This window comes from Sphingobacterium sp. HMA12, assembly GCF_002933815.1.
Classification (GTDB): Bacteria; Bacteroidota; Bacteroidia; order Sphingobacteriales; family Sphingobacteriaceae; genus Sphingobacterium.
The window spans coordinates 2,583,578-2,604,237 of the sequence record NZ_BEYR01000001.1 but is presented as its reverse complement, the minus strand read 5'-3'; the positions used below and the strand labels follow the sequence as shown (position 1 = coordinate 2,604,237).

General features: G+C 40.7%; 17 protein-coding genes. 11 read left to right on the top strand and 6 right to left on the bottom strand.

Annotated elements, in window-relative coordinates; genetic code table 11:
- The first annotated feature begins 225 nt into the window (after positions 1–225).
- Together HMAT_RS11305 and HMAT_RS11300 are read left to right on the top strand one after the other, a co-directional pair.
- Complete coding sequence (locus HMAT_RS11305; protein WP_104382793.1) at positions 226–1,224, top strand: hypothetical protein; 999 nt, start codon at positions 226–228, stop codon at positions 1,222–1,224.
- Positions 1,225–1,657: 433 nt separating this feature from the next.
- The gene (locus HMAT_RS11300) at positions 1,658–3,244 is read left to right on the top strand and encodes a glycoside hydrolase family 16 protein (RefSeq protein ID WP_199768599.1); all 1,587 of its coding nucleotides are present in this window, start codon (positions 1,658–1,660) and stop codon (positions 3,242–3,244) included.
- 23 nt (positions 3,245–3,267) lie between these two features.
- On the opposite strand, the gene HMAT_RS27755 is transcribed toward HMAT_RS11300, so the two are convergent.
- Entirely contained in the window at positions 3,268–3,525 is a 258-nt protein-coding gene (locus tag HMAT_RS27755) for a helix-turn-helix domain-containing protein (protein WP_371412048.1), read from the bottom strand.
- Positions 3,526–3,856: 331 nt separating this feature from the next.
- Entirely contained in the window at positions 3,857–5,113 is a 1,257-nt protein-coding gene (locus HMAT_RS11290; RefSeq protein WP_104382791.1) for a DoxX family protein, read from the bottom strand.
- Between the two features lie 123 nt (positions 5,114–5,236).
- Between HMAT_RS11290 and HMAT_RS11285 the strand changes: the two genes are divergently transcribed.
- The 3 genes from HMAT_RS11285 to HMAT_RS11275 all read left to right on the top strand — a co-directional run bounded on the left by HMAT_RS11285 (position 5,237) and on the right by HMAT_RS11275 (position 7,119).
- Positions 5,237–5,803, top strand: a complete 567-nt coding sequence (locus HMAT_RS11285) for a Crp/Fnr family transcriptional regulator (protein WP_104383400.1) — start codon at positions 5,237–5,239, stop codon at positions 5,801–5,803.
- A 54-nt stretch (positions 5,804–5,857) separates the two neighbouring features.
- Positions 5,858–6,307 carry a hypothetical protein gene (locus HMAT_RS11280; RefSeq protein WP_104382790.1) on the top strand — a complete coding sequence of 150 codons (450 nt, stop codon included), beginning with the start codon at positions 5,858–5,860 and terminating at the stop codon, positions 6,305–6,307.
- Between the two features lie 101 nt (positions 6,308–6,408).
- Positions 6,409–7,119, top strand: a complete 711-nt coding sequence (locus HMAT_RS11275; RefSeq protein WP_104382789.1) for an HAD-IA family hydrolase — start codon at positions 6,409–6,411, stop codon at positions 7,117–7,119.
- Positions 7,120–7,210: 91 nt separating this feature from the next.
- Here HMAT_RS11275 and HMAT_RS11270 read toward each other — a convergent pair whose 3' ends face one another.
- The 3 genes from HMAT_RS11270 to HMAT_RS11260 all read right to left on the bottom strand — a co-directional run bounded on the left by HMAT_RS11270 (position 7,211) and on the right by HMAT_RS11260 (position 11,616).
- Positions 7,211–9,736, bottom strand: coding sequence for an outer membrane beta-barrel family protein (locus tag HMAT_RS11270; RefSeq protein WP_104382788.1), 2,526 nt, complete (start codon positions 9,734–9,736; stop codon positions 7,211–7,213).
- 124 nt (positions 9,737–9,860) lie between these two features.
- Complete coding sequence (locus tag HMAT_RS11265; protein ID WP_104382787.1) at positions 9,861–10,586, bottom strand: LytTR family DNA-binding domain-containing protein; 726 nt, start codon at positions 10,584–10,586, stop codon at positions 9,861–9,863.
- A complete protein-coding gene (locus HMAT_RS11260; RefSeq protein ID WP_104382786.1) occupies positions 10,576–11,616 on the bottom strand; it encodes a sensor histidine kinase in 1,041 nt (346 codons plus the stop codon). The genes HMAT_RS11265 and HMAT_RS11260 overlap by 11 nt, the downstream gene beginning before the upstream one ends.
- Before the next feature lie 236 nt (positions 11,617–11,852).
- On the opposite strand from HMAT_RS11260, the gene HMAT_RS11255 reads away from it, so the two are divergent.
- Genes HMAT_RS11255 through HMAT_RS11245 form a run of 3 tightly spaced genes read left to right on the top strand, consistent with a single transcriptional unit; the run spans position 11,853 to position 14,347 of the window.
- Positions 11,853–12,812: an aldo/keto reductase gene (locus tag HMAT_RS11255; RefSeq protein WP_104383399.1), complete on the top strand. Its 960-nt coding sequence runs from the start codon at positions 11,853–11,855 to the stop codon at positions 12,810–12,812.
- A gap of 30 nt (positions 12,813–12,842) precedes the next feature.
- The gene (locus HMAT_RS11250; RefSeq protein ID WP_104382785.1) at positions 12,843–13,328 is read left to right on the top strand and encodes a YdeI/OmpD-associated family protein; all 486 of its coding nucleotides are present in this window, start codon (positions 12,843–12,845) and stop codon (positions 13,326–13,328) included.
- A gap of 35 nt (positions 13,329–13,363) precedes the next feature.
- Complete coding sequence (locus HMAT_RS11245; protein WP_104382784.1) at positions 13,364–14,347, top strand: Gfo/Idh/MocA family protein; 984 nt, start codon at positions 13,364–13,366, stop codon at positions 14,345–14,347.
- A 97-nt stretch (positions 14,348–14,444) separates the two neighbouring features.
- Here the strand turns inward: HMAT_RS11245 and HMAT_RS11240 are convergent, their stop codons facing one another.
- Positions 14,445–15,428, bottom strand: a complete 984-nt coding sequence (locus HMAT_RS11240; protein ID WP_104382783.1) for an aldo/keto reductase — start codon at positions 15,426–15,428, stop codon at positions 14,445–14,447.
- Between the two features lie 247 nt (positions 15,429–15,675).
- Here HMAT_RS11240 and HMAT_RS11235 point away from each other — a divergent pair, with 247 nt between their 5' ends.
- The 3 genes from HMAT_RS11235 to HMAT_RS11225 all read left to right on the top strand — a co-directional run bounded on the left by HMAT_RS11235 (position 15,676) and on the right by HMAT_RS11225 (position 20,645).
- Complete coding sequence (locus HMAT_RS11235) at positions 15,676–17,409, top strand: FAD-binding dehydrogenase (RefSeq protein ID WP_305852142.1); 1,734 nt, start codon at positions 15,676–15,678, stop codon at positions 17,407–17,409.
- A 153-nt stretch (positions 17,410–17,562) separates the two neighbouring features.
- Positions 17,563–18,846: a Gfo/Idh/MocA family protein gene (locus HMAT_RS11230; protein ID WP_104382782.1), complete on the top strand. Its 1,284-nt coding sequence runs from the start codon at positions 17,563–17,565 to the stop codon at positions 18,844–18,846.
- A 32-nt stretch (positions 18,847–18,878) separates the two neighbouring features.
- On the top strand, positions 18,879–20,645 hold the full coding sequence (locus HMAT_RS11225; RefSeq protein ID WP_199768598.1) for an alpha-L-fucosidase: 1,767 nt from the start codon (positions 18,879–18,881) through the stop codon (positions 20,643–20,645).
- Positions 20,646–20,660: the final 15 nt, after the last annotated feature.

Sequence of the window (20,660 nt, the reverse complement as noted above, 5' to 3'; positions counted from 1 at the left end):
AGAAATTTGCGACTCTGATGATTAATTCTATCTGCTGATGCTTGCACGAGATGCTGTTCCTATGCTTGTGAAGGAGTTTTTTATCTTATCCATTTGTTATTCTGATTTTTATATAGGTTAGAAAAGTATTTTTGTATATCTTTGGTAGAGAACCAAAAGCCTTTAGCCTTGCCGCTGTTAATACGGAAATATTTTGACTTTTGGAAAGCGAGTAATTTTTGAATCATGAAATATCTTTTTGTACTGTTGCTCGGTTTGTTTTTATTGTCCGGTTGTGACAAGGAGGATGTTGATCCCGATTCTGTGGAGATCGATGGTAGTACATTAGCTAAAAAATTTCAGTTTATTAGTCGTTCTGTTGGTTTTTCGGTAAACCAGCTCTATGTGGATCAGACCGTGGACAAAAATTTTTATTTGGGAACGGTGTGGGGACTGAAAGATACCATGCCTACCGTTGGATTAACTTCCTTGCGCAGTCATTATAAGCCATTCAAAATCACAATAGTACCAACCACTCCTGTTATTTCCAGTGCCAAGATCGTACCAACGTTTGAAGGTGTTCGTTCATATGCCCGAAAAAATAAAAGTTCAGAGCTTGCTATGTCGGGGTTTTCTGTGACAGATTTCTTTGATTATGAGTCAATTCGTTATCACCTCAATAATAGTCCTGACGTAGACAGTGTCCTAAAGCTTGTGGAACACCATGATTCAACTACCATTAAACGAGCATATAGCTGTTTGATGCGTAGTGAAAATATCGCATTTTCTTTAATGGCGCAATTCAATGAGTTTTCGTCTGCCTTTCCAAGTAAAGATGTCGCTCAACTACTGCAGGCTGGTTTTAATCCCTATTATACGAATGTTGTGAATTACGGTACTCATGTGATTATGATGGGGGAAAGTGATTTTCCGCGAATTGATTTCAAAAACGCACTCGATAAATTACTGAGCGGTCAACCATTGACTGAAAAGGAACAAACGGTCCTTAACGCCTCAGATCTGTTGATCTATTTACGCGGAGGCAAAAAAGAAAGCTTTATCAAACGTGAAAATGGTCTACAAGGAATAGCAAAACTGGTAACGGAATTTAAAAAAGAGTTTGAAAAGCAAAGTAATTCATTTGATTTTCCCATAAGCTATTCACTCCGGAGCCTTGACAATTTTTCACTTTTGAAATTTTGGTATTCCTATGATTTTCTTGTCCGCGAGGAAAACAATAATTGAATCCACTAGCGAGGGGTTGTCGCTTTTTTCTTGCAATCTTAAACTGAATTTGTTTAAATCACATACGAATTGTGACATGACCAGCTCTGGTCAGAAAAACGGTGTTGGTTCCAGGCGTCGACCCAATGTTGGGCAAGAGCTATTGGCCGGTTAAAATCACTTGCTGTATCCACACTGTATTAAAAACAAACCTATATCAATTGTATTTGACTGCTGTATCAAATTCTTAAAGCAATATACATAATTTAACTGTTTTATCTGCCGCGCGGACGGGTTAATCGCGTTAGACCACCATATTTGTCCAGGCGGCTAAATTGAACAAACGGTTGCGTTTTGATCAGAGTTGCCAATGTTGATAATTCTCATTATTATCGTAGGGCTATAATCTGCCTGTAAGGAGATTGGCATTGTTCGTTTATAAAATCAGAAAATTGTGAAAAAATATATATTCCTTGCCAGCATTCAAATATTGTCAGCACTAGCGCTATCGGCTCAAACGGCAAAGTCAAACGCAGCATTGCGACTTTTGGGAACCCGGAGCTGGATCCGTGTGGACATGAAGGATAACCAGTCGGACATGTCTGGGACAAAAGTCTTCTGGGCGAAAACAAATAAAAAACCGCAAACTGCCAACGCCATATGGGCTGATGGGGCCAGACGTTATTATATTCAACAGGTAGATCCCGAAACGACCTATTATATCTGGTTAGAGTCTGCCGGGGGTAAATCGCTGGCAAATGGAAAGGTATATACAAGCAAGGAATGGGAGTTGGATGATACTGAACTGGATGAAGTGCAAAAAAATCCAAGTTCAAGAGCCGTTCCACTTGGCATGGAAGTCTATTGGCAGGATGAGTTTAATGATCAATTACTTAATCGCAATAAATGGACGACAAATTACTTTTCGTCCCTGAACTATCTGAATGCGAAATCCAGGGATGAAATGTTGCAAGATCGATTGCCACAACCTGCTTATACCTTAAATGGATCGGCGATCAATCTGTATGTCAATGATACAATTCCCAAACGGATCTTTACTGAAGGGGGAAACCAGAAAATTTCATCTATCCAAACCTACGATTGGAAGTCCAATGAAAATCTATTGGACAACAGTAAGGGCGGGTATTTTGAAGTTAAGGTAAGACGTAATCGTCAAGGGAATCCAAAAGGAACAAATACGGCTTTCTGGTTTGATTCACCCGGACCGGATATTCGTTATTACCTGCAGGCAGGTTCTGAAGTGGATGGAATAAAGGGGATCCGTCCAAAGGGACAGCTTTTCGAAATCGATGTTTTTGAGTATATCACGGCTCAATTTGTGATTCATGGACATGTTGATTCAAAAGGTGTATTTCAACGTAATCTTGCCACGCATATTGCAGAAGGTTATGAACACGTAGGACAGTGGCTGACCCACGGTGTGTTATGGACGCCGACGAGTATTAAGCATTACATCAATGGAGATCTGATCAAAGAATACACGAATAAAAACCAGATTTTCTCACCTAATCACTTTATGAATGTATTCCTTGGCGCTTACGGATCTGAAGGTGGAGTCAATATGGAGGTCGATTACATTCGTGCATACAACTGGCCTTTAAAGGCGGGGAATGAACTACCTAATCCTGATTTTGAAAGTAAAGCTGGACTTGCGCCTTGGGAAGGTGAGGCCACGATCGAAGATGGTAAGGGCGAAAAGGGGAGCAAGGCTGTAGTGCTCGCATCAGGGCAAAAAATCGAGCAATATGTTTATCTGGATCCAGAACAGTTATTTAACCTTACATATTGGGGTAAAGGTGAAAATATAAAGGTAGAGGTAGCTAATGTGGCTGTTGTTACCGGAGACCTGTCAACTGTGACACAACAAGTGCAGGATTTAGAAAAAAAAGGCAAAAAGCAAGAAATTAGTTTTGTAACCGGTCAGGAAATCAAGCCAAATAAAAAAATTGTACGCATCACATTTACGAATACAGGCAAGGACATGGTATACTTGGATAATATAACATTAAAGAAAAAATAGGCTGATTTAATTTCGCGGAACAATTAACCCTTCAAAACACGATTCTTGGTGTTGATAGTTTTAAGTAGACCGATGAAACAGCCTCCTTTAATAAAATGTGATCGTGTTCTGTGAAACTTACCTGGTGGAATACCAGTCAATTTCTTAAAGAAATGAGTGAAGGCAACCTGATCCCCAAAACCAAGTTCAACCATTGCGGCTTTGACCGAGATGGGAACAAGGCTCAAAAGACGCATGGATTCGACAAGTATGCGTTCTCTGATAACTTTTGCTGGTGATATCTCCGTGTGCTCTCGTGTCAGTGTAGCGAGATGACTTGAGGTAACATTTAATTTTTTTGTGTAGAATGTAACAGCACGTTCTTTGTTGAAATGGATTTCAACAAGTTGCAGAAATTTAAATAAAACAGGAGGTAAACTCCGATTTTGTAAGATTTTGCACAGGGTATTTTCTGTATAGGTACTGACTAAATCGCAGCGCGAAGCAAATCTTTTCGAAATTTAGTCTGTCAATACGAAGTTGATAAACAATGGTATGGTCCAATGCGCTAAAATGGCTCCGTTGTCCGGGAAAGACAAGATGTAATTGATATCCCCGCAAGTTATGTTTGCACTATCGGCTGTTTGGATATTCCTGTATCCAATGAAAAGAATGTTTTTTTAATTCCAATTGTTGGGGATCCTGTTTGATAAGTTTAATTTTCTCCAGACGGTTTTCAACCGTTTTCGCCAATAAGATATTTCCATTTTGATCGATTTCATAATCGTATTGATAACTATTCAATGTGAGTTTTTGTTGTTGGACATCAATTAGGATGGGTAAGGTCTGCGGATTGTAGTCTATATCACGCACAAAGACATGATCGTTGTCATGCTGAAAAGTGATCTGTCGCCATTCTTTGGGAATAGTTTTTATATCCTCATTGTTTTTTTCAAAATGGTAGATCCCGTAGAGTGGTGATTTTCTAAAATAGGTATTCATCAGCTCCACGGTTTTAAAAATCCCAATTACCTGTTGTACTCCAAAGATGATAAGTATTAATATTTTGATGACGGCAAGTCCCTTTCTCTTCCAAGCTGTATTGAATCGCGGTGGTTGAATCGTGGTCAACTGTGCTGGTCGTCCTTTTATAAATATGGAAAACAGTGTCTGAGCGAAAGGAAGCAACAAAAACAGGGAAAGTAAAAATAGTGCGGTCGAAATCATCTTGACAGGGACATCGTAAAAATAATTGATGGACATGATGTTGATGCTGGTAACAATAGTTACCAAAGCTCCCAATACAACCGTTTTTCTGAATAGAAGCAGTCCCGATAATATTTCGGCTATGCCAATAAGGATATTATAGCCTTTAGAAAAACCAATAAATGTCCAGGCCAATCCCATCGGAGAGTATTCGCCCAAGGGCTGCATGAGCTGCGTCAACGAGGGTGGTCGCATCTGCAAATGCATTACCTTGATTACGCCATAGTTTATCAACATGAGTGCAATATAGTAACGTATAGCTGTGGTCAGCCAATAATATAAATTTTCATAGTTTGGTCGCCTTGAATCAAATAGAGACCACATAACTGTACCTGCCGAAGCAATTATGATAAGGAGAAGTAACGATATCCAGCCATAGGAAGTGTCCCCACTACCATTAATAAAAACCGTGTAATCGTACTGATATCGTAAAATGGTTTTCGCAAACCAGGGAGTAAGCCAATGCATAAAGTCGGTTAGCGGTTTGCTGATGTACCCGAAAATTGGAAAGGCGCCATTATTGAATACAAATAGGAATGAAAAAATGAAAATAAATGAAAATCGGAAGATGAATTTCTTTGATGGGGACCATATTTTGATACTGTAGTCTGGTATAGAAGTCATAATGAAAGTTTATAGTGATTAAATTAATATTTATCCATGAAATTAAGTGCTTAAATAATTAATAAATTTACGTTTTTTCTTGTTTGACCAGAAGTTCTTATCTTGTTTTGAAGTATGGATAGCATGGATAAAATCAAAGCGTATTTCAATTCGCTCATTACGATGGAGACGAAGGACTGGGATATTTTTTCTTCGATGCTTACCAAAGTAGTTTTTCCCAAAAGATCACTGATTCTGGAAATGGGTAAAACGGAACGATACCTGTCTTTTATTGAGAGCGGTATTATTCGTTTCAATATTCCAAAATTAGAGTATGATTTTACATTTGGTTTTGCATTTGAAAACTCTTTTGTAAGCGCCTATGATTCATTTCTTACCCAGACACCATCGTCCTATAACCTTGAAGCAATTACAGATTGTGTCTTGTGGCGAATATCTTATACTGATTTGAATACCGTGTATAAAACGACACAGGTAGGGAATTTCATCGGCCGGAAGGCAATAGAAGATATATTTTTGAAGAAAATGAAACGCGAGTTCACCCTTCTTGAAGATTCAGCCAAGACGCGGTATCTCAATTTGATGCGAGAACAGCCTGAGCTGATTAAAAATATACCCTTAAAATACCTCGCATCATATATCGGAATCAGACCCCAGTCCCTGAGTAGGATCCGAAAGGAAATTTCTTAACAATTGTTCATTGATGAGGAACAGAAAGACCTATAACTTTGAAAAAAAAAGATTATGAAACCACTTTTTGTTTTACTTATTGTCTTTGTCATTGGCAACTTGTTCATTCGACAATACAAAGGTTGTATGGATTATCATCTGGCTGGGAAACTCGCTTTAGCTGCAACCTTATTGTTCACCTCACTGGGACACCTGATCTACACAAAAGGTATGATGCTGATGCTTCCTGATTTTTTTCCCTTGAAAAAAGAAGTGATTTATTTGACCGGATTGTTGGAAGTTATGGCCGCTTTCGGTTTGTTTATATCCTCACTAAGCCGTCTCACGGGCATACTGTTGATTGTCTTTTTTATCCTTATACTACCAACAAATATACTCGCCAGTATAAGACATCTAAATTATGAAACGGCAACTTTTGACGGGAAAGGTACCGAATACCTGTGGTTTCGCATCCCATTTCAGGTACTGTTGATTTGTTGGACTTATTATTTTGCACTATGTTAACTCATGTCTTCTTAACTTAAATATAGCAATAAGTTAACATTTAAAAGTTTAGTTTTATTTAACAATTTTTTATTTTTGCTAAACATTTAATAGTTAAATAGATGAAAGAAGCGATCAAGATGGTGGTATTTGACATGGCAGGTACTACCGTAAATGAGAATAATATAGTTTATAAGACACTTTGCCATGCGATTAATGATATCGGTGGTTATGAACTTACACTGATGGAGGTATTGGAGCATGGAGCGGGGAAAGAAAAATTACAGGCCATTAAGACCGTATTAAAAAAATGTGTGAACGTGGAAGACGAGCAACTGGCCGAGAAGATATTCCAATCATTTTTACAAGCACTTGAGAAAGCTTATGAGGTGGAAGACATTTATCCGAATTCAAACGCCAATGAACTTTTTGCAGTTCTGAAGGACATGAATATACTTTGCGTGTTGAATACAGGGTATGACCGAAAAACAGCAGAATCTCTTCTGAAGAAGCTTGACTGGATTGTCGGACGGGATATTGATGCATTAATTACAGCATCCGATGTACCTAAAAATAGACCTTATCCAGATATGATTGATCTTGCAAGAGCAAATTTTTCAATTACAGATCCCACCGCTGTTGTGAAAATAGGGGATTCAATTATTGATATTCAGGAAGGTCAGAATGCTGGTTGTGCTTTAAGTATTGGCATTACGACAGGGGCTCATCACGCTGATCAGCTAAAATCAGCCAATCCGGATTATATTATTGATGATTTATTGGAAATTGTTCCGATTATAGAGAAATACAATATTCCGAGTCAGGTGGTTTAATAAATAGAGATAATATAAAAAGAATTATAGCAGAAAGAGACCATCCACTTGGTCTCTTTCTGCTATAATAGATCAATCTAAATATGCGTATCTATTGCATCTGTATCCCTTCCATCGAATTTTGGTTTTTATTTTTCTTGAACATATTCATGTCCATTTTGCCAAAACGATAGGATAGGTTCAATTTGACAAGCTGCGGGTTGGAGAGACGATAATAATCCTGGTAGAAACCATCACCCGAAGAGATTATGGTATTTCCACGGGTTCTAAAGATATCGTTTACCGCCAATGTCACGGAAGCGGCCTGATTTTTCAAGAAACTTTTCTTGATGGCAAAATCAATTCCATAAAACGGTTTGATGTATCCCTGAGAGGAACTTTGGGCCTGATTCATCGGAGGACCAAAGGTCTGATTTTGTGTGACTGGCATATTTGTTTTCCCTTGATATTCAAAAGCGAGCTGAAGGTTCCAGTTCTTTTTCAGGTTGAATGTATTATTTAATTTTCCAAATACTGTCCACATACCTTCCGATGGTGTATTGTCATCTATTTCAATTTTTGAATTGTAGAAATTGAGATCTGCTGTCAGGTCCCACCATTTTTTTAAATTATTGGTGTAGGTAAACTCCGCTCCATAGTTTTTGCTTGAATTTGCATTAATATAGGTGTTGATGAAATCCATTTTATCGGTAATGGGATTGAGTTCCTGAGTCAGGTAACGGGTGATCAGGTTAGTGGTATATTTGTAATAAACCGAAGCCAGGAAGGTGCCTTTACCGTGTGTCCGGCTATAAGACAATTCGCCAGAAGTTGTAAACTCCGGAACGAGGTCAGGGTTACCACGGGTGATATTTAAGCTGTCGGTATAGTCAACAAATGGAATTAACTGAAAGAAGTTAGGACGATTGACACGACGGGTGACACTCATCTGTAGCTGATCTTTCTCTGTCAGTTTCTTGCTCAGGAATAGGGAAGGAAAGAGACTAAGAGGGTATTTATTGTGGAACTTTTGGTTCGTGTTGATTAGTTCACCGTCATAGGTGGAATTTTCTACACGCATACCGACTTTATAGGATACCCAATCCTTGAGGTTGCCACCAAGTGAAGCATACGCTGCATAGACCGTATTTTTGTTGTCGTAATTGGCTGACGCAGCGCTGATATCTTTATACTCATCTTCACCGCGGGCTTTGAGGGTGTTGCTATTCAGATTTTTGAGTTTGTTAATCTGCGCGCGAACCCCCGTCTCAAGTTTCATCCCATTTTTGAATGGTTTGACATAATCTGCCTGTACGGTCATGAATTTGTTGTCGCCAGATCCAACGTTCTTTTGGATCTGTGAACCAATGATTTCCCTGTTATCTAAATAATTGGTCGTGTAAGTGCCATTAGATTTGTTTGTTCCACCGAAATAATTGAAGTCCGCAGTCAATTCTTCACCTTCAGTTTTGAATTTCTGAACTAGGCCTGCCTGTAAACCCCTTGGTTTGAAACTACGTTCGGATTCGGAAATTCTATTGCTATTGCCTTGCGATTCCGTTGTTATCATTGTATTTTCATTTGGGCGAAATTTGCCTTCGACAAAGATTCCAGCAACAGATACCGTCGTGCGGGGACTAAGGTCATAATCTAATCCGAGCCTCCCAAAGGTGATCATTCCCTTTGTTTTACCCTCGATATCTTGTTCAACGGTAGAATTAACCCCATCAATTGTACTTTTCCGATAGCTATCGCCTTCGGTATTTGTCCGCATACGCATATTCATTCCCGTGAGGGATATATTGAATTTGTTCTGACGTAAATTGAGACTTCCCATAAAATTGGTTCCACCGAAACGATCTGCCCCAAGGGTAAGCATACCGTTGTAACCTGTTTTTTTATTCTTTTTCAGGATAATATTTAAAATTCCGGCCATACTCCCCGAAGCATCGTATTTGGCAGAAGGATTGGTGATGATTTCGATCTTTTCAATCACGTCAGCAGGTATTTGGTCTGGTGTTAGTGTTGTCGGTTTGCCATCTACAAAGATAGTCGGTGCCGCATTCCGGAGTTTGACATTCCCATCAATGTCGACTTGCACAGAAGGCATATTGCGCATGACATCAATAGCGGTACCGCCCGCTGCTACAATATTCTTTTCTACATTGTATACTTTTTTGTCGATATCCATTTCCAATAATGCTTTACGACCGGTAACGGTGACCTCTTCTAGCTTTCGATTGTCGTTCTCCAAGGTGATCGTACCGAGGTCTTTATTCAATACTTTGTCATCGGATCCATATTCGACAGTAAGGTCTTTAGCGGTATAACCTACTGAGCTTATTTTTAATTTCCATTTATCTTTAGTGGAGAGAGCGGTGAAATTAAATTTCCCATTTTCGAGTGAGCTCGTGCTTTTGAACAAGATCTCCCGCTCTTTGCCCGTAGACTGATCATGGATCACTCGCAGCAGATTGACAGAAGCCTGTGCGATAGGCTTGCCCTGAAGGTCGGTCAGTTGACCGGAGAGTTTGCCTTCAGTGACGGAAAAACCACTTGGACGACCACTTGGAGCCGTTTGGGCATGTAATGAGGCAACAGCGGTTGCCAATAGGAATGCTGCTATAATTTTTTTCATTTTTTCTTTGCTATACGGATCAATAGCCGGTGTTGAACAAATTGACCCAAGCAAATTTGAAAATGATTTCTATACGATGCAATCATCTGTAGACCGACGAACCGAATGTGTAGACGAATGGCTGTTATCGGATGATGTTATCTTGATTCGATGCCGCCTTCATATGGAACTGGGCCATATTTTTGACATACTTTTTGCCAATAGGTAAAGCGATTTCAGGTAATGTAAGTTTTGCCACTGTGCAATGTTCGATTCTAGCTTTGTTAACAATAAAAGAATTGTGTATGCGTAGGAAATCGCTTGCTGGTAATAGCTTCTCCATACCACGTAAATTACTTCGGGTTAGCAGCGGGGTCTGCCGGTCAACCAAATAGATTTTTACGTAATCTTTTAAACCTTCGATGTAGCTGATTTCGTTGAGATAAATCTTTGTTTTTTTATATTCCACATGAACGACAATATGTTCTTTTTCGACAACCTGTTTGTTGCGTAGTGTCATGATATCCTCTACCTTTCGAATCGCGACCGTGAGCCGTTCTTTTGAAATAGGTTTCAAAAGATAGTCTATGGCATTTAATTCAAATCCCTCAACAGCATATTGATGATAAGCTGTGGTAAATATAATTAGAGGTGGATCTTCGAGGTTCCGGACAAACTGCGTTCCTAATTGCTCGGGCATTTGGATGTCCAGAAAAATGAGGTCCACCGCCTGATTTTTTAGGTATTCGGCAACATCGACAGGGGAATGGAATTTCTGTAGAATTTCAATTTGGTCAAAACTCAATAAGTCATCCTCGAGCAGATTAAGCGCGAATGGTTCATCATCAATTAGTATACATTTAATCTTCATCTGTCATTAATCTGAGTGCAACTTCAAAGTATCCATCTACCGTTCTTTTGATGGATAGATCATGGCGATTGGGATAAAGCAATTGTAGTCTTCGTTTCACATTTGTTAACCCGATGCCTTCATTTGGCCGATGCTCGGTATATTGCAATATTTTGTTAGCAGATTTAAATACGAGTCCACCTGGAATATCTATGAATTGAAATTGTATGTCGGGAATATTTTTACTGTCCACGCCATATTTGAATGCATTTTCTACAAAATGAATAAACAATAAAGGTGGGATCATTCTGTTCTTGAGGGGGCTTTCGATTTTCAGGTCAACTTCTCCCGGAATGGGGAGCCGTAATGTCTGTAAAGCAATGAAATTGCGCATATGATCAATTTCTTTGAAAAGTTCGACCTTTGGTCCATCAACTTCATAAAGTATATAACGAAGCATTTCGGATAGCTTGACTATTGTACCTTCAGAATCAGGGGATTGTTTGCGGATCAGCCAACGAATATTGTTGAGCGTGTTGAATAAAAAATGTGGACTGATCTGGAGTTTCAAAATAGTCAGTTCTGCGGTTGTCTTTTCTAATGCGATTTGTTTGTTAAGTTCCTTTTGTCTTGCCTGTTCATTATAAAGAAAGATCATGGACGAGGTGATCATGCAAAGCGAATAGATAATTCCCGGACCGACAACAAGGCGAACAAAAAGTATATTCTCCTTTTTAAAATGAGCTAATTCTCCATTGGGGTTGAAATAGACGATTGCATAATTGAGCAGGACGTAGGCTATAAAGCCCAGTGCGATAAATAGGATAAAAACCTTTCGGCGGCCAAAGAAATACCTCGGTGCGACAAGGTAACAATGTAGATAAAAATTGCTCGCCAAAAAGATGATATTAGCAAGATGCGATAGTGCCGAATAGATTTTAAAATCAGCGATTTTGTCAGGCTGATAGAGATAGGTAATAAAAGGTAGTAAGAGCAAAATGACCCATATCACAATATGTAAATAGAATTTTCTAAAGAATCTACTGATCATGGGATATTCTTACTTAACGCTGTGTTATTATTGGACGATAATCAAAAATATAAAAATATTTGTGATACCAGCATAGATCTGTTGTGTGGAATGGTATAAATTTTAGTTCAATTGTTGTATATCGAAATATTTCAAGCGCATTGCCAGGTATAATTGCTTAGACTCTTCAAAATAGTTTTGTATTTTGCATACATAAACTTGACAGCGTGACATTCAATCCAAACCGATATAATAAAATGCCATACAGGCGATGTGGGAAGAGTGGTATCCAGCTTCCGGCTATTTCCCTTGGGCTATGGCAAAATTTTGGTGATATCGATCAGAAAGAAGTGTTTAGGCAGACCCTACATACGGCTTTTGACAATGGTATCACCCATTTTGATCTTGCGAATAATTACGGACCGCCTCCGGGCAGTGCGGAGCAAAATTTTGGAACGATAGTGACGACAGATTTTGTAGGATACCGGGATGAGCTCTTGGTATCCACCAAAGCGGGGTATACGATGTGGGAAGGACCTTATGGCGATTGGGGGAGCCGTAAATATGTTATGGCAAGCCTGCATCAGAGCTTAAAGCGTCTAAAGTTAGACTATATTGATATTTTTTATCATCACAGGCCCGATCCCAATACGCCATTGGAAGAAACCATGTGCGCGTTAAGTGATATTGTACGACAGGGAAAGGCCCTTTATGTAGGTTTATCGAACTATCCTGCGGATTTGGTAACGGAAGCGGCAGCGATATTACGCGATCTGAATTGCCCCTGTTTGATCCATCAACCAAAGTATTCCATGTTGGTGCGTAACCCCGAAGAAGGGCTGTTGAACATACTGGATGAAGAGGGGATCGGGATTATCGCTTTCTCACCTTTGGCCCAGGGCTTACTGACCAATAAATACTTACAGGGTAGTATTCCAACAGATTCTCGGGCCTCAAAAGAGCATTTTTTAAAGAGTACTGCTGTTACATCCGAGCTTATTACAAAACTGTCTGCTTTGAATGGCCTTGCTGCGCAACGTGGACAATCACTCGCACAAATGGCAATTGCCTGGTTATTGAAGGATCAACGCCTGACTTCGGTTTTGGTCGGAGCGAGAAACAGTGCGCAATTGACTGATTCTTTAAAGTCGCTCGAAAATTTAAGTTTTAGTCAGGAAGAGCTTCAGCAGATAGAAGCGATTCTATCGTCGACTTAATTTTTGGATAAACAATAAATGTCGATATATATGTTTGCCTTTAAAGCCAAATTGGAGATAATAGGAATCAACCCTTTTGTTTTTGTGCCCGATGAAATTTTACATAATCTCTTCGCCGAAGCTAGAGTGGATAAGGGCCATATCCCTATTAGTGGAAAAGTAAATGGTAAAGATTACAAACAGACCCTATTACGTTATAAGGGCGAGTGGCGATTGTATATCAATACCCAGATGTTGGCAAACTCTCCTAAGCGGATCGGTGAACTATTGGAAGTGTCTGTTGTTTTTGATCCCACTGAACGAAGTTTAGTGCCACATCCCGAACTTGAGCAGGCATTGACGGAAAATGACGTGGCAAAAGCTGTCTTTGACCGCTTGGCACCATCCAAAAGAAAAGAGATTATCCGTTACATTTCTTTCTTAAAGACAGATGAAAGCCGACGAAAAAATATTGAAAAGGCAATCGGATTTTTACTTGGTAAAAATCGGTTTATCGGGCGCGAGAAACCGGAATAAAAAAGTTTGTTGGAGGAATAGATAAAAAAAATAAAATGGAAGACGCAAAGGTAAGATGGGGAATCATCGGGTGCGGCGATGTTACAGAGAAAAAAAGCGGACCCGCATTTAATAAAGTTAAAGATAGCAGCTTGTTGGCGGTAATGCGGAGAGACGCTGCTAAAGCTGCCGATTATGCCCATAGACATCAAGTCCCGCATTGGTATTCGACGGTCGAGGACTTATTGGACAATCCGGCATTGAATGCTATCTATATCGCTACTCCACCATCCTCGCATTTTGACTATGCATTGAAGGCCTTGGAAGCCGGAAAAAATGTCTATGTTGAGAAACCGGTTACATTGAATGCAGAGGAAGCGAGGCTACTTTTGGAGGTTGTCAGGAAGACTAATGGCAAGTTAGTGGTGGCGCATTATCGCAGGCAGTTACCCTTATTTCTCAAAGTAAAAGAGTTGTTAGAGGCTGGGCAGATAGGAGCAATTCGGACGGTGCAGCTCCGGTTATGGCAGAGTCGGTTACCGGAATTAGTGACCAAGGGAGCAGCAGACTGGCGTACAGACCCAACAATTTCCGGAGGTGGATATTTTTTTGATCTTGCACCACATCAATTGGATCTGATGTTGTATTTTTTTGGCTTACCGATTTCCTTTGGAGGATTTAGCCAGATTCAGGATGCAGCCAGTACTGTCGCTGATCACACAACTGGAACTATATTATTTGAGAATCAGGTTGTTTTTAATGGAAGCTGGTGTTTCAATGTCAGGCAAGAAGATCATGTAGATCGCTGTGAGATCATAGGTAGCCGGGGGAGGATCAGCTTCTCCATATTTGGCAATTCCATAACAGTTCAATCTGATAGTGAAGAGCATGAACTTGTATTTGAGCATCCTGAGCATATACAATATCCAATGATCGCTAGTACAGTCGCTTTTTTTGAGGGGAATGGTCCAAATCCTGCACCTATGGAGGAGGCTTTGACTTTAATGAAAATTATTGATTGTTTTGCTGAGATAAAATAAGCGGCTAGTAGTAGACTAGCGATAGATTTCAACTCTTATAACAGGACAATCCTGAAAAGGAGTACTGTCATAAGAGTCATTTTTTTGTGCTTAAATTTTAAATCTTAGACAAGGCAGTATTGATAAATGATAGTTCATCTATTGTAAGGTCAATTGCTGTCGCTCCGGCATTAGCAATAGCCTGGTCTGCGTTTCGCGCTCCAGCTAATACAACGGTTATAGCAGGTTGCAAGCTCGTCCAGCGTAGTACCAATTGAGAGAGCGTAACGCCTTTATCAGCTGCCATTGGGCTGATGGTGTCTAAGAAAGTTTTTACGTTATTGAGGTCAAATTGCTGAAAGTAGCCGTTACGGTGATCATTTTCTTTCAATTTACCTTCATTAAAATATTTGCCTGTAAGCAAACCGCGTTCCATGGGGCTATAAACAATAATGCCTAAATGATGTTGTTGAGCGTACGGTATAAGTTCTTGTTCAATGCTGCGGTTCAACATGCTGTAACCTACTTGATTACTTGCGATTTGTATTGAATCCTGAGCTTCTGAAACTTGTTTGACACTATAGTTGCTCACTCCAGCTGCACGAATTTTTCCTTGTTGCAAAAGCAAATCTAAGGCCTCCATTGTTTCAGAAATGGGTGTGGTACTGTCAGGCCAATGGATTTGCAATAGGTCTATATAGTCGGTTTGCAGACGTTTTAGACTGTCTTCGACTTCTTTGATAACGCTAGCTTTGGCAGCATACTTGTAGACCGGGATAGTTTTGCCCTTTTCCTCGGCATCGAAGAAGAATTCACCTTTGCCTTGATTACTTCCGTCCCATACTAAACCAAATTTGGTTAGCAACTGAAGTTTGGATCTATCGTAACCCTTTATCGCTTCGCCTATCATCTGCTCACTTAAACCAAAACCGTAGAAAGGAGCTGTATCTATCGTGGTAACCCCATGATCGATGGAAGCCTTAACAGACTCGATAGAGTCTTTTTTTTCATTACCACCCCACATATTTCCTCCTATGGCGAAAGCACCATACGTGATTGCCGATAATTCTAAATCTGTTTTTCCTAATTTCCTGTATTCCATTTTTTATTATTTTAATTTTTTGTTTGCCCTCCACATATTTTCATCAAAATAAAAAGGAGCAACTTGCTCAATACACTGATTTGAATGATTGATGCTGCAAAGGTAGAACAGTATTTTCTATCATTAAAATAACTTAAATTGCATTTGTGTATAATTTTAATGATAGTTTGCGCTCCTTGTTCACAGATTGAATTTTATTTCTCTTTGTACTTCAGAAGAGAAACAGGTAAATTTAAGGGAACCAAAAGTGAACTTACGCACAAGAACCGTAAAGAATATAGAACCCATTGATATTTATAGTATGCGGATAGAAGAAGAATTTAAACCTGATGCAATCATTATCGGGACTGGCCTAGCAGGATTAACTGCAGCAATGGAAATTACCAACGCAGGAAAGAAGGTACTTCTATTGGATCAAGAGACCAAAAGAAATCTCGGGGGACAGGCATTCTGGTCTTTTGGCGGCTTATTTTTTATCAACTCACCACAACAACGTCGTATGGGGATCAAAGATTCTTTGGAGTTGGCGCAGCAAGATTGGTTCGGTACCGCAGGTTTTGATCGGGCAGCAGATTACTGGCCTCGTCAATGGGCCGATGCCTATTTGAACTTCGCTGCTGGTGAGAAATACGCGTATGTAACCAAGTTAGGTATTAAATTCATGTTTATGGTAGGCTGGGCGGAGCGTGGAGATGGCCGTGCTTCTGGTCACGGAAACTCGGTACCTAGATTTCACGTAAGTTGGGGAACCGGAACAGGAGTCGTTCAACCTTTTATAGAAAAGGCCTATACCGCAGAAAAAAATGGACTCTTGCAATTTAAATTTAGGCATCGTGTTACCGGGTTGATTACAGAAAATGGTGCTGTAAAAGGAGTATTTGGTGATATTTTAGAAGATGATGATCAAGAAAGGGGAGTTGCGACCAATAGAAATATCATTGACACATTCGACTATCATGCCCCGCACGTTGTCATTGCTTCGGGCGGGCTTGGCGCCAATCACGAACTGGTACGAAAGAACTGGCCTGAACGGCTGGGTAAAGCTCCATCCGCGATGATTTCTGGAGTTCCGGCATATGTAGATGGAAAGATGATTGCTGTCGCCGAAGAAATTGGTGCCCATACGATCAATAAAGATCGCATGTGGCATTATACCGAAGGCATCCAGAACTGGAATCCGATTTGGCCCAATCATGGTATACGTATTTTACCCGGTCCTTCCTCACTTTGGTTTGATGCGAAAGGAAATAGACTTCCGGCGCCATTTTTACCGGGGTTTGATACCTTGGGTACACTAAAGCATATACAAGATAGTGGCTATTCGTATTCCTGGTTTATTTTGACACAAAAAATCATAAAAAAAGAATTTGCGCTTTCTGGCTCCGAACAAAATCCAGATATCACCAATAGGGATTATAAACTCTTCCTCAAACGGATTTTCGGTAAAAAAGCCCCCGCACCGGTTGAAGCGTTTAAGGAGAATGGGGTAGATTTTATCGTTTCGGACACATTATCGGAATTGGTCCGAAAAATGAACCTGCTGTCGGGAGATGATCTGTTAAATTACGAATCTATTGAATCACAGATCATGGCAAGAGACCGCGAGTTGGATAACAAATTCTCTAAAGACACGCAAGTCAATTATATCCGTAGTACGCGAAAATATCTCGGTGATCGGCTTGGAAGGGTCTCGTCTCTACATAAGATATTGGATCCGAAGAATGGACCATTGATTGCTGTACGTTTACATGTGCTTACACGTAAGACGTTGGGCGGGATTAAGACAAACCTTGACGCACAGGTCCTGACAGTGGACGACCAAATTATCGAAGGACTGTATGCAGCCGGTGAAGTTGCTGGTTTTGGCGGTGGCGGCATGCACGGGTATAGGGCATTGGAAGGGACATTTTTGGGCGGTTGCATTTTTTCGGGTATGAAAGCAGGAAAACACATCGCCTGGAAGATGCCGAAGGCTCCCTAAAAACGTAAAACTCGTTTCAATAGAAAGAGAATTTCTTTATTTTTCCTAATCCTCCTGATTAAATGTTATATTAGTTACCTCTAGGGAAAGTGCTGCATGAATCGTCTTTACAAAAAAGATAGTAGAGCAAATCAAAATAAACCAAACTAAGCAATGAAAAGAAAAGATTTTATCCGCAATGCAGGAATCCTGACAGCCTCAGCACTCTTTGCCAATACACGTGTTTTCGGTTTTCAATCTGAACTTATCCGTGTTGGACTGATTGGTGTAAACGGTATGGGCTGGTCCAATCTAAATGCAATATTGAAAATTCCCGGTGTCCAATGTACAGCACTTTGCGATGTTGATGAAAATATACTCCGCAATCGGGCTGAAGAGTTAAAAAAACGAAATATTACGGTCCGAACCTATATCGAGTATAAAGATCTGCTCAAAGCAAATGATGTGGATGTTGTAATCGTGGCCACGCCAGATCATTGGCATTGCCTACAGATGGTAGATGCTGTTGCAGCAGGCAAGGATGTATATGTTGAAAAACCTATTGGAAATTCCATTCGGGAATGCGAGCTAATGGTTGCTGCAGCAAAAAAATATAAACGTGTGGTCCAGGTTGGACAATGGCAACGGAGCCAGCAGCATTTTAGGGACGCTATGGCCTTTGTACATGGTGGAAAACTGGGTAAGATCCGTTTGGTAAAAGCTTGGGCGTATCAAGGATGGATGAAAAGCATTCCGGTGCTGCCTGATGCTTCGGTGCCTGCCGGTGTTCATTATGACAAGTGGCTCGGACCTGCCCCAAAACGGGCTTTCAATCCCAATCGTTTTCATTTTAATTTTAGGTGGTACTGGGATTATGCCGGGGGCCTGATGACGGATTGGGGCGTGCATATGCTGGACTATGCGCTGATCGGGATGAAAGTTTCTGATCCGGTATCCGTTATGGCTGCCGGAGGTAAGTTTGCTTATCCTGATGATGCCGCGGAAACTCCGGATAGTTTAACCACCGTTTATGAGTTTGACGGATTCAATGTCCAGTGGGAACAGGCAACCGGAATAGATCTCGGGCCTTATCAAAAAACACATGGGGTCGCCTTTATCGGAAATAATGGCACATTGGTGGTCAATCGTGAAGGCTGGGAGGTTATCCCCGAAAAAGGTCGTATGGAGGCTGTTGCTTTTCAACCTTCAAAAGATAATGGACTGGATAAGCATATGGTCAATTTTATAGAAGCTGTTCGCAATAAATCCAGTGAAGGACTGCATGCGCCGATCGAGGCCGGTGCCCATATTGCCATTTTCTCTCAGATGGGGAATATTGCTTATCGAAGCAAAAAGAAGCTGTATTGGGATAAAAATAAACGCACCTTCAATGATAAAGATGCAGATCGCTATCTGGCTAAAAGTTATCAAAATGGGTATAGTATGCCTAAGGTATAATATTGTATCTGATGTATCAAAAGTTATTATCGATGAATTTTAAAACGATCGTTTTTGGGATAGCAATCAATACACTTTGTCCACATCATACTCTTGGGCAACGAATGGAAGAGATGTGGGATGGTGCTGGCGGGAAAAGTGCTATTTCACAAAATAGGGGAAAGCTGTTTCGCGAGGGGAAATATGCCCTATTTATTCATTGGGGTATTTATTCCCAATTAGCAAATAAATGGCAGGGAAAAACCTATTATGGAATCGGAGAATGGCTTATGAACAAGAGCATGGCGAATATTCCGCCTGCGGAATATATGTTGGCAGCGTCTTCTTTTCATCCGGATCAATTTGATGCCAAGGCTATTGTGCAGCTGGCAAAAGATGCTGGAATGCGTTATATCGTTATTACCAGTAAACACCATGATGGGTTTTCGATGTTTCATTCGAAAGTTAACCCGTTCAATATCGTCGATGCGACAGATTTTAAACGCGATCCGATGACCGAATTGGCTAAAGCTTGTAAGGAAGGTGGGATCGGTTTTGGTTTTTATTATTCTCAAAATCAGGACTGGACTTATCCCGGTGGAAACGGTGGACCCAAGGTGGATGCACAGGGGAAAGTGAAATCTTTTGACGATTACTTTTGGGAGAAATGCTATCCTGAGGTACAGCAAATTACAACAGGCTATGGTCCAATAGAACTGGTATGGTTTGATACGCCGGGCGGAATGGATAAAAAATATGCACAGAAGCTCGTTGAACTGGTGCATAAGAATCAACCGGGGGCGTATGTTTCCGGGAGGGTAGGGCATGGGCTGGGGGATTATTCTACGTTGGGAGATATGGAGGTGCCCAGGGAGAATGTGCAAGGGCTCTGGGAAACTGTTGACGTGACCAATGATTCTTGGGGTTATGCTTGGTATGATAACAACTGGAAGAGTAGCCGGGAGATATTGCAACGCACACTATCAACAGTTGCACGCGGAGGGACGTATATGTTGAACGTAGGACCGAAACCGGATGGTTCTATTCCGGATCAGGCAGATTTAGCCCTCCGCAATGCAGGTACCTGGATCAAGCGCTATCCAGAGACCGTATACGGCGCCCAGGCATCGCCCTGGAAGCATGCGCTACCTTGGGGGGACGCCACGGTACAGGGGGACCGAATTTCCTTACTGGTCTATAATTGGCCTGCCGATGGAACCTTATACGTTCCGGGGTTGACAAAAGGGATACAGTCTATCAGACTCCTGGGGACGGACAGTCAGGAAAAATTGAATTATAAGCTTGAAAAGGATTGGCTTAAAATTGACATTCCCAAAATCGCACCCGATAAGATGGTTTCCGTTATCCAGATTAAGGTAAACGGTGCGCCTCAGGTCGAAAAAATGCTGGGTGTTGATCCTGCGCTTGAAACCGTTATTCCTGTTGATTTTGGGGAGGTGGTGAACTGTACGAAAGAAGGGAAATCCTGGATGGAGAAATTTGGTGAATGGAAACATGTCGTTCAGGTCAATAAATGGACAGAAAAAAGCCGGTTCTCCTATGAAATAGCTATTGAAAAGCCGGGCTACTATCAGATAGACATGAATTATGCGGGCGAAGGACGGATGGTGTGGCGTATTGAAAATTCGGCAGGAGAACTGGTACAGAACCAACAGGAATCTGCACATGTGTATAATTGGTATCCTTGGGGCTGGATGAAATTCAGTAAGGCAGGACGGTATAAAATTAGTGTTTCGTTGATTGAGGGTAATGCTGATAAGGCGAGTCTGACCGCTCTTCGGTTTAAATATGTGGAATAGGAAGGATTGACGAAG

Bases quoted from the DNA above. Each gene is read 5' to 3' on its own strand.
- HMAT_RS11305 (WP_104382793.1), top strand. From the start codon at position 226: ATGAAATATCTTTTTGTACTGTTGCTCGGTTTGTTTTTATTGTCCGGT.
- HMAT_RS11290 (WP_104382791.1), bottom strand. From the start codon at position 5,113: ATGACTTCTATACCAGACTACAGTATCAAAATATGGTCCCCATCAAAG.
- HMAT_RS11285 (WP_104383400.1), top strand. From the start codon at position 5,237: ATGGATAAAATCAAAGCGTATTTCAATTCGCTCATTACGATGGAGACG.
- HMAT_RS11280 (WP_104382790.1), top strand. From the start codon at position 5,858: ATGAAACCACTTTTTGTTTTACTTATTGTCTTTGTCATTGGCAACTTG.
- HMAT_RS11275 (WP_104382789.1), top strand. From the start codon at position 6,409: ATGAAAGAAGCGATCAAGATGGTGGTATTTGACATGGCAGGTACTACC.
- HMAT_RS11270 (WP_104382788.1), bottom strand. From the start codon at position 9,736: ATGAAAAAAATTATAGCAGCATTCCTATTGGCAACCGCTGTTGCCTCA.
- HMAT_RS11265 (WP_104382787.1), bottom strand. From the start codon at position 10,586: ATGAAGATTAAATGTATACTAATTGATGATGAACCATTCGCGCTTAAT.
- HMAT_RS11260 (WP_104382786.1), bottom strand. From the start codon at position 11,616: ATGATCAGTAGATTCTTTAGAAAATTCTATTTACATATTGTGATATGG.
- HMAT_RS11255 (WP_104383399.1), top strand. From the start codon at position 11,853: ATGCCATACAGGCGATGTGGGAAGAGTGGTATCCAGCTTCCGGCTATT.
- HMAT_RS11250 (WP_104382785.1), top strand. From the start codon at position 12,843: ATGTTTGCCTTTAAAGCCAAATTGGAGATAATAGGAATCAACCCTTTT.
- HMAT_RS11245 (WP_104382784.1), top strand. From the start codon at position 13,364: ATGGAAGACGCAAAGGTAAGATGGGGAATCATCGGGTGCGGCGATGTT.
- HMAT_RS11240 (WP_104382783.1), bottom strand. From the start codon at position 15,428: ATGGAATACAGGAAATTAGGAAAAACAGATTTAGAATTATCGGCAATC.
- HMAT_RS11230 (WP_104382782.1), top strand. From the start codon at position 17,563: ATGAAAAGAAAAGATTTTATCCGCAATGCAGGAATCCTGACAGCCTCA.
- HMAT_RS11225 (WP_199768598.1), top strand. From the start codon at position 18,879: ATGAATTTTAAAACGATCGTTTTTGGGATAGCAATCAATACACTTTGT.